This window comes from Arthrobacter dokdonellae (genome assembly GCF_003268655.1).
GTDB classification, from domain to species: domain Bacteria; phylum Actinomycetota; class Actinomycetes; order Actinomycetales; family Micrococcaceae; genus Specibacter; species Specibacter dokdonellae.
On the sequence record NZ_CP029642.1, the window covers coordinates 1,898,373 to 1,913,715 of the forward strand.

A 15,343-nucleotide genomic window follows, 5' to 3' on the forward strand; every position below is an offset into this window, starting at 1 on the left:
CCGGGCGCCTACCGGCCCCGGGCCGAATGGCGATAGCCTTGCACAGTGACCGATAACGCCGCACCAGCCCCGCCCCGACCCTCAAACTGGAACCTGCCGAACGCCCTGACCATGCTGCGCATCGTGCTGGTGCCGTTCTTCATCTGGTTCTTCCTGGCCGACGCCACCGCGTACGGCTGGTGGCGCTGGGCGGCGGTGGTGCTGTTCCTGGTGGCCATTTACACAGACAAGCTCGACGGCGACATCGCCCGGGCGCGCGGGCTCATCACGAGCTTTGGGAAGATCGCGGACCCGATCGCGGACAAGCTGCTGATCGGCTCGGCCTTGATCATGCTGTCCGCCGTGGGCGAGCTGTGGTGGTGGGTGACGATCCTGATGCTGGTCCGGGAAGTGGGGATCACGGCCCTGCGTTTTGTGGTGATCCGCTACGGCGTCATGGCCGCCTCGGGGGGCGGCAAGCTCAAGACCGTCCTGCAGACAGTGGCCATCTTCCTCTTCCTGCTCCCCGTCACACCTGCCGTACCGTGGCTTTCCGTCGCGGCGCTGGTGGTCATGCTGGCGGCGCTGGCCGTCACGGTGGTCACCGGCATCGACTACCTCATCAAGGCCGGGCAGCTGCGCAGCGCCGGCCGCGGGGCGGCGTAGCCGTGGCGGTTCCGGGCATGGACCTGGACACGCTGGTGGCTGATGCAGCGGCCGCCGGGCTAAGCGTTGCCACGGCCGAATCGCTGACCGGCGGACTGCTTGCCGCCACCCTGGTGGAGGTTCCCGGCGCGTCGGGCATGCTCAACGGCGGCGTCATCGCCTACCAAAACGACGTCAAGGTCAGGGCGCTGGGCGTGCCGGCCGAAATGCTGGCCGAGCACGGAGCCGTCGACGCGCGGGTGGCCTGCGCCATGGCGCTGGGCGCCTGCCACCTGGCGGGAGCGCGGGTGGGGCTGTCCACCACCGGGGTGGCCGGACCTGAACCGCACCAGGGCAAGGCCGTGGGAGATGTCTTCATCGGTGTGGCCATCGACGGCGAGGTCCAGGCCTACGAATACCATTTCGGCGGGGACCGGGCCATGGTCCGCCAGCAGGCCGTGGACGAGGCGCTGGCGCTGCTGCAGCAGGTGGTCGCGGCGGCCCGGGAACAAAAGTTGTGACCGGATAGTTAGGGATAGTGAACGCATTGGGTGGTGATCACCCTTAGGATAAGATCACCAACGATAGGCGTTGCCCTTTTCGGACCAGCCGAAGAGGACGTATGCAAATGGCAAGGAGTAAGGCGATACCGATGGTGAAACAACCCGTATCCGTAAACGGCGTGGTGCGCTGGCGGGATGTGGGTTTGGCGGATGAGGCAAAGCATCAGCAGAAGGAGCGCAAAATGGTGGTTCTACGCCACGAAATTGGAGACGTTCTGCGGGATGTTCGCCAGCGTCAAGGCCGCACACTCCGCGAAGTCTCACACAACGCACGCGTCTCACTGGGCTATTTGAGTGAAGTGGAGCGTGGGCAGAAGGAAGCGTCTTCCGAGCTGCTTTCCTCCATCTGCTCCGCCCTTGACGTGCCCCTGTCACTCATGCTCCGCGAGGTGAGCGACCGTCTGGCCATAGCCGAAGGCGTGGCCGTCCCGGACACCGTTCCCCAGGAATTCGCAGCCCGCTATGGCCGCGACCTCAACGAGGAACTCTCCGAAGAACTGCGCAAGGGACTCATGTCTAACGCCTTCTAGGTGTGCACAGCGCCTGGAACGGCCCTTACGCCTTCCGTCACTGCCGCGCCGGAGGAAACCGGCATGCGGCGCCAAGATCCTTGCAGGCAGGCACAGTGTGTGGCCGGCCCGGACAGCAAAGCGGGCCCCGTCCTTGGAGGGGGCCCGCTTTGCTGCATGTCCAGCGCCGGCAGCCGTGCCGCACGGCGGGCCGGCCGCGGTCCTCAGCGGCCGCCGTCGTCATTGAGCTTGGCAATTAAGGCGGCCAAGGTGGCCAGGTCCGCCGTGTCCCAATGGGCCAGCAGGCTGTGAAAGGCACGCTGGCGGCCGTCATGGACTTCACGCATCTTGGCCAGGCCCCGGGGCGTGAGCTCAATCATCTGCGCGCGCCCGTCACGGGGATCGGCGTCCTTGCGGACCAGCCCCACGCTTTCCAGAAAACTGATCTGGCGGCTCACGGACGGCTTCCCGACACCGATGCTCCTGGCCAGCTCCGTCAGCCGCATGCCGCCCTGGTGCAGCAGCACCGAAAGCAGTCCATATGCGGCCGGCTCCAGATCCGGATGGACGCTGCGGGACAGCGAATGGCTGGTGGCCCGGGCCCGGCGCCACAACAGGCTGAGTTCAACCTCCAGCGCCTCCATGGCGGCCTCCTTTTCGGGTGCAAGGGGAGGAGTGGCATCACCCTGCGCTGAAGCTGCTGTACTCATGGGAACCAGTCTATTCTGCGCACGCCGGACGGCGCCCGGCGTGCAAGAATGGGACTGTGCGAGCAAGCGAGTTTTGGCGATTGATGGACGACGAGTTCACCCCCGGGTATTCCCGCGTCCTTGCCAGGGAACTGCATTTGGCCGGGGTAGGCGGGAAAACGGCCCTTGACGCCCTCGCTGCCGGATACGACCCGCGGGAGGTCTGGCTTGAGGTGTGCCAAATGCAGGACGTGCCGGAGGCGCGGCGCCTGGGGCGCGACATCCCCGTGAAGAAATGACCGTGGACATGACAGCGACGATCTAACAACTTTGGCTGGCGACACGCCGTGCGAAGAATCGAATACCTGTTCGAAGCGCCCTAGAATTGAACGGACCGGTGCGGCAGGGGAAGAAAGTTCTCCACAAATTTGCCCGCAGCGGCGGACTTCGGCGGACATTGTCAGAGCCTTGAACTAGCGTTTTAACCAACGTAACGCCACGGAGTTGCCCCCACGGGGAAGTCCGCAGGAAGAAACCAAACCACCACCCGGACCCGGTGCAGGAAGTGCCGGAAGGACGGGGCCGAAGATTCGGCACAGATGAAAGACCGAGGTGAACCATGGCCGCTCCCGCAGACCGTGAAAAGGCGCTGGCCGCAGCGCTGGCCCAGATTGACAAGCAGTATGGCAAGGGCTCGGTAATGCGCCTGGGTGACGATGTCAGGGCGCCCATTGAAGTCATTCCCACCGGATCCATCGCCCTGGATGTTGCGCTGGGCATCGGAGGACTGCCGCGTGGCCGTGTCGTGGAGATCTACGGCCCGGAATCCTCGGGTAAGACCACCGTAGCGCTGCATGCCGTCGCGAACGCGCAAAAGAACGGCGGCATTGCGGCGTTCATCGACGCCGAGCACGCCCTGGACCCCGACTACGCCGCCAAGCTCGGTGTGGACACGGACGCACTTTTGGTCTCCCAGCCGGACACCGGCGAGCAGGCGCTGGAGATCATGGACATGCTGATCGGCTCCGGCTCGCTGGACGTCATTGTCATCGACTCCGTGGCCGCGCTGGTGCCGCGCGCCGAAATCGAGGGCGACATGGGCGACAGCCACGTGGGCCTGCAGGCGCGCCTGATGAGCCAGGCCCTGCGCAAGATCACCGGGCGCCTGAGCCAGACCAAGACCACCGCCATCTTCATCAACCAGCTGCGTGAGAAGATCGGCGTGTTCTTCGGCAGCCCGGAGACCACCACCGGTGGAAAGGCGCTGAAGTTCTACGCCTCCATCCGCATCGACGTCCGCCGCATCCAGACATTGAAGGAGGGGTCGGACGCCGTCGGAAACCGGACCAAGGCCAAGGTCGTCAAGAACAAGATGGCACCGCCGTTCAAGGTTGCCGAGTTCGACATCATCTATGGCCAGGGCATTTCGCGTGAAGGCGGAATCATCGACATGGGCGTGGAGCACGGCATCATCCGCAAGTCAGGTTCCTGGTTCACCTACGACGGCGACCAGCTCGGCCAGGGCATGGAGAACTCCCGCCGCTTCCTGCGGGACAACCCCGAGCTGGCGGAGGAACTCGAGCGCCTGATCAAGGTCAAGCTGGGTGTGGGCGTCGCCGCGGAACCTCCGGCGGAGGCAGCCCCGAAGCTGAAGGCCGTCGACGGCTTCTAAGGGGCTGCCGTGAACACGAAGCGGCCGGCCCCGGAACTGGACCCCGACGCGAATCCGGCGTCGGTGGCCCGGGCCATCATCCTGCGGCAGCTGACCAACTCGCCCAAGAGCCGCCATCAGCTGGCCCAAAAGCTGGCGGAACGTCACGTTCCGGATGACGTCGCCGAGTCCGTGCTGGACCGCTTCGAGGAAGTCAAGCTCATTGACGACGCCGAATTCGCCCGGCTGTGGGTACGCAGCAGGGCCCAAAACCGGTCGCTCGCCAGGGGCGCGCTCCAGCGCGAGCTCGCGGAGAAGGGGATATCCGCTCACCTGGCCGAGGAGGCGCTGGCCCAGGTCAGCGACGACGACGAGGCGGCCAGTGCCGAGGCCCTGGTGCGGCGCAAGCTGCGCGGGTCCATGAATCTGGCGGATACGGCGGAGCGGGACAAGTACACCCGGCGCTGGGTGGCCATGCTGGCGCGCAAGGGCTTCGGGCCCTCGAATGCCTTCGCCGTGGTGGAGCGGCTCATCGATGAGCAGCTCGACGGCGAATCACCGGAGTAAATCCCGCGGAATGCGCCCCTGCCGCGGTTATGCTTGCCACCTATGATCAGTCTTCCACGTCGTCTGGTGAGCACCCTGGCCGCAGCAGTTGCGGCCGGGTTCATCGTCGTTTCGGGCGTTTCGGCAAGTCCTGTCTCCGCCGATGACGGGCCGCCCACCGGCTACCCCACGTGGTCCGACGTCCAAAAGGCCAAGGGGAACGCCGCTGCCACCCAGGCCGAAGTCGCCAAGATCAACGCCCTGTTGGACACGTTGTCCGCCGAATCCGACACCCTCGGCACCGCGGCAGTCCAGGCCGGGGCAGCGTACGCCGCGACAAAGGCGCAGCTGGATGTGGTCACCGGCCAGGTCAACGTCCTGCAGGCACAGACCAGCCGCGCCGAAAAGCAGGCGTCCGGCTACCAAAAGGACGTTGCCGCGGCGGCAGTCCAAAGCTACAAGTCGGGCGGGGCCAACCTCGGCATCTTCACCACCCTGACGAGCCTGGGCTCCACCAATGCGCTGCAGGGCCTGGACATGCTGGCCCAGGTGGGCGAACAGGCCGCCGGCAGGGCCGTGCGGGCCAAGGCCGCCGAGTCCGTGGCGGCGTCACTGGCCCAGTCCCGGCAGGCCGCGGAGGCCCAGCAGGCCGCCCTGACGGCGGCCTCCCAATCGGCCCTGGACAAGGCCGTCGCCGCGCAGCGGGCGGTGGCCGACCAGCTCGCGGCCAGAAAGAAGGACAGCGCGACCCTGACGGCGCAGCTGGCCATGCTCAACAACACCACCAACGCCGTTGAGCAAAAGTACCGGCAGGGCCAGGAAGCCCAGGCCGCCTACGAAGCGGCCCAGGAAGCCAAGCGACGGGCCGCCGCATTGGAAGCGGCGCGGCAGGCAGCCGCGGCGGCCGCCGCGGCGGCGGCTTCAGCGGCCCAGCAGCAGGCCCAACCGGTCCAGCCGGCGGTGCCCGCCCAGGCCAGCAGCGGCTTCATTCCCGTGGAGGTCCTCCTGCCCAACATCCCCGGCGGCGCCGTCAACGACCCTTCGGGAGCGCAGGCCTACGCCTCGTCCCGGCTGAGTGTGTACGGATGGCCGCAGAGCCAGTTCCAGTGCCTGCTGCAGCTGTGGACGCAGGAGTCCGGATGGCTGACCAACGCCACCAACCCGAGCAGCGGCGCCTATGGCATCGCCCAGGCCCTGCCGCCGGGAAAGTATTCGGATACGGGATCCGACTGGCTCACCAACTATCACACGCAGATCGACTGGGGCCTAGGTTACATCAACGACCGCTATGGTTCCCCGTGCGGCGCCTGGGGCCACGAAGTCGCCAACAACTGGTACTGACCCCCGATATCCAGGTGCGCTGCGCGGCTGTGCGCACAGCTCGCGGTGACCGTTGCTCAGAACAGCCCGGCCGGTGCCCGCCGGGGCCCATTTACCGACTATCCGCCCCAGGACTTAAGCTTGATGGGTGAGCCTGACCCTAGACGGCGTTGATTCTTCCGCCACCACCACTTCCCGCCGGCCGCGCACCTACGAGGTGCGCACCTACGGGTGCCAGATGAACGTCCACGACTCCGAGCGCATGGCGGGACTGCTGGAAGCGGCCGGCATGGTGGCCGTGGCCGACGCCAGTGACGCGCCGGCGCGCGACGCCGACGCCGGCGGCGGGCCCGTCCCCGACCGTCCAATTCCCGATGTGATCGTCTTCAACACCTGCGCCGTGCGGGAAAACGCGGACAACAAGCTCTACGGCAACCTTGGGATGCTGGCCCACGTGAAGGAATCCAACCCGGGCATGCAGATCGCCGTGGGCGGCTGCCTGGCGCAGAAGGACCGCGACACCATCCAAAAGCGCGCCCCCTGGGTTGATGTAGTCTTTGGCACCCACAACGTCGGGGCGCTCCCGGTGCTGCTGGAACGCGCCCGCCACAACGCCGACGCCCAGATGGAAATCCTGGAGTCCCTGGACGTCTTCCCGTCCACGCTGCCCACCAGGCGCGAAGCCGTGTACTCCGGCTGGGTCAGCATCTCCGTGGGCTGCAACAACACCTGCACCTTCTGCATCGTACCCTCGCTGCGCGGGAAGGAACGCGACCGCCGGCCCGGGGAGATCCTGGCCGAGATCCAGGCGCTCGTGGACGACGGCGCCATCGAGGTCACGCTGCTGGGCCAAAACGTCAACTCCTACGGCGTCGAGTTCGGCGACCGCCTGGCCTTCGGCAAGCTGCTGCGCGCCTGCGGCGGCATCAAGGGACTGGAACGCGTACGCTTCACCAGCCCCCACCCTGCCGCGTTCACCGACGACGTCATCGCCGCCATGGCCGAGACACCCAACGTCATGCCCCAGCTGCACATGCCTTTGCAGTCCGGCTCGGACAAGGTCCTCAAGGACATGCGCCGCTCCTACCGGAGCGCGAAGTTCCTGGCCATCCTGGACAAGGTGCGCGAACGGATGCCGCACGCCGCCATCTCCACCGACATCATTGTGGGCTTCCCCGGGGAGACGGAAGAAGACTTCCAGGCCACGCTCGACGTCGTGGAGAAGTCGCGCTTTGCCACCGCCTTCACCTTCCAATACTCCAAACGCCCCGGCACCCCGGCCGCGGAGCTGCCGGACCAGCTGCCCAAGGAAGTGGTGCAGGAACGGTTCCTGCGCCTGACCGCCCTGCAGGACAGGATCGCGGCCGAGGAAAACGCGAAGCAGGTGGGCCGCACCGTGGAGGTCATGGTCACGGCCCAGTCCGGCCGCAAGGCCGCCGAAACGCACCGCCTCTCCGGCAGGGCCCGGGACCAGAGGCTGGTCCACTTCAGCGTCCCCGAAGGAGCCGGGACCCCTCGCCCCGGCGACCTCGTCACCGTGCCCGTCACCGGGGCCGCCGCCTTCCACCTGGTGGCAGATCCTTCCCCCGCCGACTATCTGCTGCGCCGCTCGGCGGCCGGCGACGCCTGGGACAGGTCACAGGCGGAGTCCTGCGGCGTGCCGGCCCCCGGTTCCGGCACGGCGTCCGGTGCGAAGAACGCCGTGAGCCTGGGCATGCCCGCGCTGCCCGTCCGCACCGCGTGAGCGCGGCCGACGCCGGCCTGCCCGCCGCGAGGCAGGCTCCGTGCGCGCTGCCCGTTGTCGCCGTCGTCGGCCCCACCGGCTCGGGAAAGTCGGAACTGGCCCTGGAGCTCGCCGAACGGTTTGACGGCGAGGCAGTCAACGCCGACTCCATGCAGTTCTACCGCGGCATGGACATTGGCACGGCCAAGCTGCCGGCGGCCGCACGCCGCGGCATCCCGCACCACCTGATGGACTTTCTGGCCGTCAGCGAGGACACCACCGTGGCGGAATACCAGTCGATGGCGCGGGCCGCCGTTGCCGACATCCAGTCCCGTGGGAAGCTGCCCATCCTGGTGGGCGGCTCCGGACTGTACGTGCGCGCCGCCTTGGACGTGTTGGAGTTCCCCGGCACCGACGCGCAGGTGCGCGCCCGCCTGGAAGCCGAGCTCGACGCAGGCGGGCTGGCGCCGCTCGCGGCCCGCCTGGCGGTGGTGGATCCGGTCTCCGCCGCGCGCATCGGCGACGGCAAGCGCGTGGTCCGGGCCCTGGAAGTGCACGAGCTGACGGGGCGCCCGTTCAGCTCCTTCATGCCGCGCCGGCAACATGTCCAGCCCACGCTGCAGATCGGGCTGAACGGGGACCGCTCCGAGCTCCACCTGCGGCTGGCCGCCCGGGTGCACGCCATGGTGGACGCCGGGCTGCAGGCCGAGGTCGAGGCGCTCATTCCGCAGGGCCTGCGCGAAGGACGGACGGCGCGGAAGGCCCTCGGCTACCAGCAATTCCTGCGCGTCATCGACGGCGCATCCACCGCGGCGGCCGCCGCGGAGGACACGATCACGGCCACCCGCCAGTTTGCCCGCCGCCAGCTGACCTGGTTCCGTGCCGACCCGCGCGTGCAGTGGCTCGATTGGTCCGGGCCCGGTCTCGTGGACGCCGCGGCCGCCCTGGTGAGCCACGCCCAAGGTGGGCGGGGCGCTTGAGCGGCCGCCCGGCGTCGTACGCCTGTGCCATAAGCTTGTTCCATGAAAGGGTTCCCCGATGACTGAAGCAGCTGTGCCATTGACCGGGCTCCGTTTTGCCAAGGGCCACGGCACCGGCAACGACTTCGTCCTCGTCGCCGACCCCGACGGGGAACGCGACATCGCCCCGGAGCAGGTGGCGCTGTTGTGCGACCGCCACCGCGGGATTGGTGGCGACGGGCTCATACGCGCCGTGCGCTCCATGCACCTGCCGGAAGGCGCGGCGCTGCTCGCGGACAACCCCGACGCCGAATGGTTCATGGACTACCGCAACGGCGACGGCTCGCTGTCCGAGATGTGCGGCAACGGCGTGCGGGTCTTTGTGCATTTCCTGATCGACCAGGGCCTGGCCTCCCTCGCCGAGGGGGAGGCGTTGACCATCGGCACCCGCGGCGGCGTCAAGGTCGTGGCCCGGACGGGGACCGGCTACCGCGTCGACATGGGACCCTGGGAGTTCATCTTCCCCGAGCAGGCCGGGGAACGCGGCACGGATTCGCTCGTGGAGGCCGCCGGCCTGGACGTGGCCCGCCCGGCCCTGTCGGTGAGCATGGGCAACCCGCACACGGTGGTGGCCCTGGCGGACCTCGCCGAACTTGAGGGCACACGGCTCGGCGCGGCGCCGGCCGTGACCCCCGTCCCGCCCTACGGGACCAACGTTGAATTTGCCGTGCCTGCCGATCCCCTGGTGACGGACGACGTCGGCCACATCACCATGCGCGTGCACGAGCGTGGCGTCGGGGAGACCCTCTCCTGCGGCACGGGGGCCTGCGCGGCGGCGGTCGCGACCCGCTTCTGGGCCGGCGCCACCGCCCCGGACGACTGGGCCGTGGCCGTGCCGGGCGGGACGGTGGGCGTGCGCTTCTTTCCCGGTGCGGACGGCCGCGAACACGTCGAGCTGAGCGGGCCGGCCGTGATCGTGGCCGACGGAGTGCTTGCCTAGCTACCGCCGGACAACCTTCAGGATCCGGAACGCCTTGTGCGTTGAGTCGCGGGAGACCTTGAAGCTCGCCTCAGGGAAGCGTTCGTCCAGTTCCGCGGCCAGCCAGCGCTGCAAGGAATCCGCGCCGAGGTTCTTTTGCACCACCAGGTAGGCGGTGCCGCCGTCGGCCAGCCGGGGCAGCCACATCAGCAGGATGGAGTGCAGCTCGGCCTTGCCGACGCGGATGGGCGGATTGGACCAGATGGTGTTGAAGCGCAGCTCCGGGTCGACGGCGTCGGGCGTGGACGCGTGGACGTTGGACAGGCCCAGGGCCTTCGCGTTGTCGGTGGTGAGTTCGATGGAGCGCTCGTTGACATCCACCGCATGAACGGCGGCGCCGGGGGAGCGCAGGGCCAGGGTCAGCGCCACCGGCCCCCAGCCGCAGCCAATGTCCAGAAGGTTTCCCTCGGCGGCCGGCGGCGGGGCACCGTTCAGCAGGACGGTGGTGCCCTTGTCCACACCGTCCGGGCTGAAAATGCCGCCCGCGGTCTGCAGTGTGCGTTCGGCGCCAGCCAACCACACCGTCAGCGGACGCCGTTTCAGCGGCGTTGACGGCTGTGAAGTGAAATAATGATCTGCGCCCTGAGTACCCATAGTCCTGCCAGATTAGTGGCAATTGCGGCCAAGGGGTATTTGGGCGCTCCGCGGGAGGTGCTGCCGCCGGGCCGTCGCCCTTATCCACAGGACAGCAGGCAAAGGTGTGCCTGTCGGTGCCCGGGACTACGATTGGTATAACCCCACTAAGGAGAACATGACCAACCCATCCGCACCCCACGGTCCCTCCGACGACCACGATCCCCGCGGCACGTCCGCCGCAGGTTCCGCCGGGGATGCCGGCTCGGATCTATCCGTCGCCGAGATCGAGGCCGTCATTGACCGCATCCTGGCCAAGGACGCCGCCGCCGGCCGGGCCGTCCGCGAGGAGGCACGGCTCGACGCCGACGACCCCCAGTCCGGGGCAGGCGTGTCCCACCCGATCATCGGCCGGGCCCAGGCACTCTCGCCGCTGGACTCCGGACACAACAGCTTTGACGGCGACCAGACGGAGCTGTCCGATCGCAACGCCCTGCGGCGCACGGCCAGCCTTTCGACCGAACTCGAAGACGTCACCGAAGTCGAATACCGCCAGCTTCGTTTGGAACGGGTGGTCCTGGCTGGGCTGTGGAGCGAAGGCACCATGGCCGACGCCGAAAATTCGTTGCGCGAACTGGCTGCCCTGGCCGAAACCGCCGGATCTGAAGTCCTGGACGGCCTGGTCCAGCGCCGCGCCAAGCCGGACCCCGCCACTTACCTGGGACAGGGCAAGGCCCAGGAACTGAAGGACATTGTGCAGGCCACCGGCGCGGACACCGTCATCATCGACGGCGACCTTGCCCCCTCACAGCGGCGCACGCTCGAGGAAGTTGTCAAGGTCAAGGTCATCGACCGGACGGCCCTGATCCTGGACATCTTCGCCCAACACGCCCAGTCCCGCGAGGGCCGGGCGCAGGTCGAGCTGGCCCAGATGGAATACCTCCTCCCGCGCCTGCGCGGCTGGGGCGAATCCATGTCCCGGCAGGCCGGCGGCCGCGTCGGCACGGCCGGCGGCGGCATCGGATCCCGCGGTCCCGGTGAAACCAAGATGGAACTGGACCGGCGCAAGATTCGCACGCGCATGGCCAAGCTGCGCCGGGAAATCGCCGCCATGAAGCCGGCGCGGGAAACCAAGCGGGCCAACCGCAAGCGCAACGCCGTACCGTCCGTGGCCATCGCCGGCTACACGAACGCCGGAAAGTCCTCGCTGCTCAACCGGCTCACCGACGCCGGCGTGCTGGTGGAAAACGCCCTGTTCGCCACCCTCGATCCCACGGTGAGAAAGACCGAAACGGCCGACGGCCTCGGCTACACCCTCGTGGACACGGTGGGTTTTGTCCGCTCACTGCCCACGCAGCTGGTGGAAGCATTCCGGTCCACCCTGGAAGAGGTGGCCGATTCCGACCTCATCCTGCACATCGTGGACGCCTCCCACCCGGACCCGGAAGGCCAGATTGCGGCCGTCCGCTCCGTGTTTGCCGAGGTCGGCGCCCTGAAGATCGCGGAAATCATCGTCCTGAACAAGGCGGACATCGCCGATCCCTTCGTGGTGGAACGCCTGCGCCAGCGCGAGCCGCGCACGGTAGTGGTCTCGGCACGCACCGGGCAGGGGATCGATGACCTCCTGGCTGCCATCAGTGAGGCCATACCGCGGCCGGGCGTGGCCCTGACGCTGCTCATTCCCTACGACCGCGGCGATGTACTGAACCGCCTCCACCGCAGTGACGCCGAGATCATCAGCGTCGAACACGGCGAGGAAGGGACGGTTGCCAAGGTCATGGTCCGCGAGGACCTGGCCAGCGAGGTGGAGCCGTTTGTCCAGCATGAGTGAGGCCGCCACCACGGCTGACGCGGACATCGACGCTGAAAGCCCGGAGGCGCTGACCGCCCAGGCGCTGGAACTGCTGGACAGCGCCGTGGCAGCCATGGGCGGCCAGCGCCGCGACGGCCAGCACGAGATGGTCCGACGCGTGGTGGAAGCCATTGAAAGCGGTGACCACCTGCTGGTGCAGGCAGGCACCGGAACGGGCAAGTCGCTGGCCTACCTGATCCCGTTGATCGTGCATTCCCTGACCAGCGACAAACCGTCCGTGGTGGCCACGGCCACATTGGCCCTGCAGGCCCAGATCGTGGGCCGTGACGTGCCACGGCTGCTGGCAGCGCTCGAGCCGCTGCTGCCGCGGCCCATCGACGTCGCCTTGGTCAAGGGGCGCAGCAACTACGTGTGCAAGCATAAGCTTGGCGGCGGTTTCCCCTCCGAGGACTCCTCTGAGGGCGCCCTGTTCAGCCTGGGCGAAGACGCCACCGTGGTGCACCTGCCCGGCGCCAAGTCGGGCCCGTCCTCACCGTTGGGCCGGGAAGTGGTCCGGCTGCGCGAATGGGCCGAGGACACCCCAACGGGTGACCGCGACGAACTCATGCCCGGCGTCACCGACAAGGCCTGGCGCCAGGTCTCGGTCACCTCGATGGAGTGCCTGGGTGCACAGAAATGCCCCCTTGCGGAAGTCTGCTTCTCCGAACTGGCCCGGGCCAAGGGCGCCGAGGCGGACATCGTGGTGACCAATCACGCCATGTTGGCCATCAGCGCCTTTGAAGGCATTGCGGTGCTGCCCGACTACGATGTCGTGGTGGTGGACGAGGCCCACGAGCTCCAGGACCGCGTCACCGGGGCCGTCACCGGCCAGCTGTCCGTGCAGATGGTCCAGGCCGCGGCATCAAGCACACGCAAGCACACCGGCGTCTCGGTGGAGGCGCTCCACGCCGCCGCGACGGCCCTGGACATGGCCTTTTCCGGCACGCCCAGCGGGCTGCTGCCCAACGGGCTCAATGAGGAACACACCGCCGCCATCGAACAGTTGCGCGACGCCGCACGCGTGGCACTCTCCGACTCCAAGCCGGACGGCAATGCAGCGGCGGACGGTGGCCGGTCCATTGCCAGGTCGCGGTTGAACCTGATCTTTGACCTGTGCGAACGGCTGCTCACCGCCCGGGATGCCCGCGAAGTGGTGTGGACCGCCCGGACCGGAACATTTGCCCCGGGCAAGGGCTACCAAAAGGCCGACGACAGCGAACCTCCCGTCATCAACATTGCCCCGCTCAGCGTGGCAGGCAAACTCCGTGAGGGCCTCTTTTCCGACCATACAGTGGTGCTCACCTCCGCCACCCTGGCCATCGGCGAGTCGTTCCAGGCCACGGCCGGCGGCCTTGGCCTGCTGGGTGCGAACGCACCGGCCTGGACGGGAGCCGACGTCGGCTCACCGTTTGACTACCCCAAACAGGGCATGTTGTACGTGGCGGCTCACCTGGCCAAGCCGGGCTTCGGCAATTCTCCCGAACAGCTGGCCGAGTTGGAGGCGCTCATCACTGCCGCCGGCGGCGGTACCTTGGCGCTCTTCTCCTCCCGGAGGGCGGCGGAGGACGCCGCGGAAAAGCTGCGCAAAAAGCTCAAGGTCAGGATCCTGTGCCAAGGGGATTCGTCCATGGCCGGGCTCATCAAGGAGTTTTCCGACGAGCCGGACACGTGCCTGTTTGGCACCATGTCCTTGTGGCAGGGAGTGGACGTCCAAGGCGCTTCCTGCCGGCTGGTGGTCATCGACCGGATCCCGTTCCCGCGTCCGGACGACCCCCTCGTGACAGCACGTGCGCGGGCCGTGGCCCAAAGCGGCGGGGACGGGTTCATCGCCATTTCCGCAACGCATGCCGCCATCCGGCTGGCACAGGGCGTGGGCCGGCTGATCCGTTCCAGCAGCGACCGCGGCGTGGTGGCGGTCCTCGATTCCCGTCTGGCAAACGCCGGCTACGGCGGCTTTCTGCGTGCCGCCCTGCCGCCGTTCTGGTCCACCAAGGACCGCTCCGTGGCCCTCGCGGCGCTCCAAAGGCTGTCCGGGAAGTAGCCGCTTCGCCGTTTGCGGCGCCGGCCCGACATTTTTCCGTCGGCTATCCGACGCGTCGGCCGCGGGCGGCCTTTGGCGTCTCCATTACGCCTCCTACAAAAAATGCCGGCTCCGCCGCTTCGGTTCGCGCACGTCAACAACACGGAAGCGCCCCCGGCCTGGTTGCCGGGGGCGCTGCTGGGTCCCGCGGGGAACGTCTACAGGCTGCGGAGGACGGAGACGACCTTGCCCATGACCGTGGCCTCGTCACCGAGGATGGGCTCGTATCGCGTGTTCTGTGGCAGCAGCCACGTGTGTCCGTCGCGCTGGCGGAAGGTCTTGACCGTTGCTTCGTCCTCCAGCAGGGCGGCGACAATGTCACCGTTGTTGGCCGAGTTCTGCCGGCGGACAACCACCCAGTCTCCGTCGCAGATTGCGGCGTCAATCATGGAATCGCCGGCCACCTTGAGCATGAACAGCTCACCGCTGCCCACAATCTGGCGCGGGAGGGGCATGATGTCGTCAACCACCTGGTCCGCGAGGATGGGCCCGCCCGCTGCGATCCGGCCCACAAGCGGGACAAAGGCAGTGTCCGAGGAACTGCTCAGCTGGGCAAAGTTCAGGCCATTGGAACTGCGGACCTGTTCCGGCTCGTTGACGCCTTCGATGGCCACGACGCCGTTGTCGATGACCAGGGGGATGAGCACTTCCATGGCGCGCGGGCGCTTGGGGTCGCGGCGCAGGTAGCCGTGGCGTTCGAGCTGTGTGAGCTGGTGGGTGACGCTGGAGAGACTTGCCAGTCCCACGTCGTCGCCAATCTCCCTCATGGACGGCGGATATCCCTTGTCGGCGATGGAGCGTTGGATGCATTCCAGAATCTTCTTCTGCCGCACCGTCAGCCCTTTCATGCCGGCCCGGCTGGGAGCCTGCGGGATTCGATGCGGAGGTTCGGGTAGTGCCATGTTCCTTCGATCCTTTCTGCGGATGCAGCCAATAATGTCGGTGCCTGCTCTGGGTCGGTGCCGCCCGGTGCCGCTCGGTGCAACTCCGGGCCCGCTCAATGTCAGTGCCTGCTGGTGGACTGCTCCTGTTGGCTCCTGTTGGCGCATCCTGTACCTCAAGATTAAGCCCGCGATGGACGAATTTCAAACATTTGTTCTATCGAGTCTTGGCAGGAGTCGTTAATAGATGCTAAAACTGATACTACGAAGATAGAACATATGTTCTATCGAACGAACAGCGTATGGAAGTCCGGTCGCCAGAAGCTTTTGCGGT

The 15,343-nt window shown here is 67.5% G+C and carries 15 protein-coding genes; 12 read left to right on the plus strand and 3 right to left on the minus strand.

Going from position 1 to position 15,343, the window contains the following annotated elements; genetic code table 11:
* The first annotated feature begins 111 nt into the window (after positions 1-111).
* The 3 genes from pgsA to DMB86_RS08460 all read left to right on the plus strand — a co-directional run bounded on the left by pgsA (position 112) and on the right by DMB86_RS08460 (position 1,717).
* Positions 112-645 carry a CDP-diacylglycerol--glycerol-3-phosphate 3-phosphatidyltransferase gene (pgsA, locus tag DMB86_RS08450; RefSeq protein ID WP_113717384.1) on the plus strand — a complete coding sequence of 178 codons (534 nt, stop codon included), beginning with the start codon at positions 112-114 and terminating at the stop codon, positions 643-645.
* A 17-nt stretch (positions 646-662) separates the two neighbouring features.
* A complete protein-coding gene (locus DMB86_RS08455; RefSeq protein WP_113719428.1) occupies positions 663-1,145 on the plus strand; it encodes a CinA family protein in 483 nt (160 codons plus the stop codon).
* 131 nt (positions 1,146-1,276) lie between these two features.
* Positions 1,277-1,717: a helix-turn-helix domain-containing protein gene (locus tag DMB86_RS08460; RefSeq protein ID WP_113717385.1), complete on the plus strand. Its 441-nt coding sequence runs from the start codon at positions 1,277-1,279 to the stop codon at positions 1,715-1,717.
* Between the two features lie 203 nt (positions 1,718-1,920).
* Here the strand turns inward: DMB86_RS08460 and DMB86_RS08465 are convergent, their stop codons facing one another.
* A complete protein-coding gene (locus tag DMB86_RS08465) occupies positions 1,921-2,406 on the minus strand; it encodes a MarR family winged helix-turn-helix transcriptional regulator (protein ID WP_113717386.1) in 486 nt (161 codons plus the stop codon).
* 56 nt (positions 2,407-2,462) lie between these two features.
* Between DMB86_RS08465 and DMB86_RS08470 the strand changes: the two genes are divergently transcribed.
* The 7 genes from DMB86_RS08470 (at position 2,463) to dapF (ending at position 9,584) form a co-directional block, all read left to right on the plus strand.
* Positions 2,463-2,684, plus strand: a complete 222-nt coding sequence (locus DMB86_RS08470) for a DUF3046 domain-containing protein (protein WP_113717387.1) — start codon at positions 2,463-2,465, stop codon at positions 2,682-2,684.
* A gap of 320 nt (positions 2,685-3,004) precedes the next feature.
* Positions 3,005-4,057, plus strand: coding sequence for a recombinase RecA (gene recA / locus DMB86_RS08475; protein ID WP_113717388.1), 1,053 nt, complete (start codon positions 3,005-3,007; stop codon positions 4,055-4,057).
* Between the two features lie 9 nt (positions 4,058-4,066).
* The gene (locus DMB86_RS08480; protein WP_227878673.1) at positions 4,067-4,603 is read left to right on the plus strand and encodes a regulatory protein RecX; all 537 of its coding nucleotides are present in this window, start codon (positions 4,067-4,069) and stop codon (positions 4,601-4,603) included.
* 42 nt (positions 4,604-4,645) lie between these two features.
* Positions 4,646-5,923 (plus strand): coiled-coil domain-containing protein, encoded by a 1,278-nt coding sequence (locus DMB86_RS08485; RefSeq protein ID WP_113717389.1) that lies wholly within the window; start codon positions 4,646-4,648, stop codon positions 5,921-5,923.
* Between the two features lie 217 nt (positions 5,924-6,140).
* Positions 6,141-7,646, plus strand: a complete 1,506-nt coding sequence (gene miaB, locus DMB86_RS08490) for a tRNA (N6-isopentenyl adenosine(37)-C2)-methylthiotransferase MiaB (RefSeq protein WP_236783365.1) — start codon at positions 6,141-6,143, stop codon at positions 7,644-7,646.
* A complete protein-coding gene (miaA, locus tag DMB86_RS08495; protein ID WP_227878674.1) occupies positions 7,643-8,605 on the plus strand; it encodes a tRNA (adenosine(37)-N6)-dimethylallyltransferase MiaA in 963 nt (320 codons plus the stop codon). The genes miaB and miaA overlap by 4 nt, the downstream gene beginning before the upstream one ends.
* A 58-nt stretch (positions 8,606-8,663) precedes the next feature.
* A complete protein-coding gene (gene dapF, locus DMB86_RS08500) occupies positions 8,664-9,584 on the plus strand; it encodes a diaminopimelate epimerase (RefSeq protein ID WP_113717391.1) in 921 nt (306 codons plus the stop codon).
* Here dapF and DMB86_RS08505 read toward each other — a convergent pair whose 3' ends face one another.
* On the minus strand, positions 9,585-10,217 hold the full coding sequence (locus tag DMB86_RS08505; protein ID WP_113717392.1) for a class I SAM-dependent methyltransferase: 633 nt from the start codon (positions 10,215-10,217) through the stop codon (positions 9,585-9,587).
* A 157-nt stretch (positions 10,218-10,374) separates the two neighbouring features.
* On the opposite strand from DMB86_RS08505, the gene hflX reads away from it, so the two are divergent.
* Together hflX and DMB86_RS08515 are read left to right on the plus strand one after the other, a co-directional pair.
* The gene (hflX, locus tag DMB86_RS08510) at positions 10,375-12,027 is read left to right on the plus strand and encodes a GTPase HflX (protein ID WP_113717393.1); all 1,653 of its coding nucleotides are present in this window, start codon (positions 10,375-10,377) and stop codon (positions 12,025-12,027) included.
* A complete protein-coding gene (locus DMB86_RS08515; protein WP_113717394.1) occupies positions 12,020-14,089 on the plus strand; it encodes an ATP-dependent DNA helicase in 2,070 nt (689 codons plus the stop codon). The genes hflX and DMB86_RS08515 overlap by 8 nt, the downstream gene beginning before the upstream one ends.
* Positions 14,090-14,286: 197 nt before the next feature.
* Here the strand turns inward: DMB86_RS08515 and lexA are convergent, their stop codons facing one another.
* A complete protein-coding gene (gene lexA / locus DMB86_RS08520; RefSeq protein ID WP_113717395.1) occupies positions 14,287-15,030 on the minus strand; it encodes a transcriptional repressor LexA in 744 nt (247 codons plus the stop codon).
* Between the last annotated feature and the right edge of the window lie 313 nt (positions 15,031-15,343).

Bases quoted from the DNA above. Each gene is read 5' to 3' on its own strand.
- pgsA (WP_113717384.1), top strand. From the start codon at position 112: ATGCTGCGCATCGTGCTGGTGCCGTTCTTCATCTGGTTCTTCCTGGCC.
- DMB86_RS08455 (WP_113719428.1), top strand. From the start codon at position 663: ATGGACCTGGACACGCTGGTGGCTGATGCAGCGGCCGCCGGGCTAAGC.
- DMB86_RS08460 (WP_113717385.1), top strand. From the start codon at position 1,277: ATGGTGAAACAACCCGTATCCGTAAACGGCGTGGTGCGCTGGCGGGAT.
- DMB86_RS08465 (WP_113717386.1), bottom strand. From the start codon at position 2,406: ATGAGTACAGCAGCTTCAGCGCAGGGTGATGCCACTCCTCCCCTTGCA.
- recA (WP_113717388.1), top strand. From the start codon at position 3,005: ATGGCCGCTCCCGCAGACCGTGAAAAGGCGCTGGCCGCAGCGCTGGCC.
- DMB86_RS08485 (WP_113717389.1), top strand. From the start codon at position 4,646: ATGATCAGTCTTCCACGTCGTCTGGTGAGCACCCTGGCCGCAGCAGTT.
- miaB (WP_236783365.1), top strand. From the start codon at position 6,141: ATGAACGTCCACGACTCCGAGCGCATGGCGGGACTGCTGGAAGCGGCC.
- dapF (WP_113717391.1), top strand. From the start codon at position 8,664: ATGACTGAAGCAGCTGTGCCATTGACCGGGCTCCGTTTTGCCAAGGGC.
- DMB86_RS08505 (WP_113717392.1), bottom strand. From the start codon at position 10,217: ATGGGTACTCAGGGCGCAGATCATTATTTCACTTCACAGCCGTCAACG.
- hflX (WP_113717393.1), top strand. From the start codon at position 10,375: ATGACCAACCCATCCGCACCCCACGGTCCCTCCGACGACCACGATCCC.
- DMB86_RS08515 (WP_113717394.1), top strand. From the start codon at position 12,020: ATGAGTGAGGCCGCCACCACGGCTGACGCGGACATCGACGCTGAAAGC.
- lexA (WP_113717395.1), bottom strand. From the start codon at position 15,030: ATGGCACTACCCGAACCTCCGCATCGAATCCCGCAGGCTCCCAGCCGG.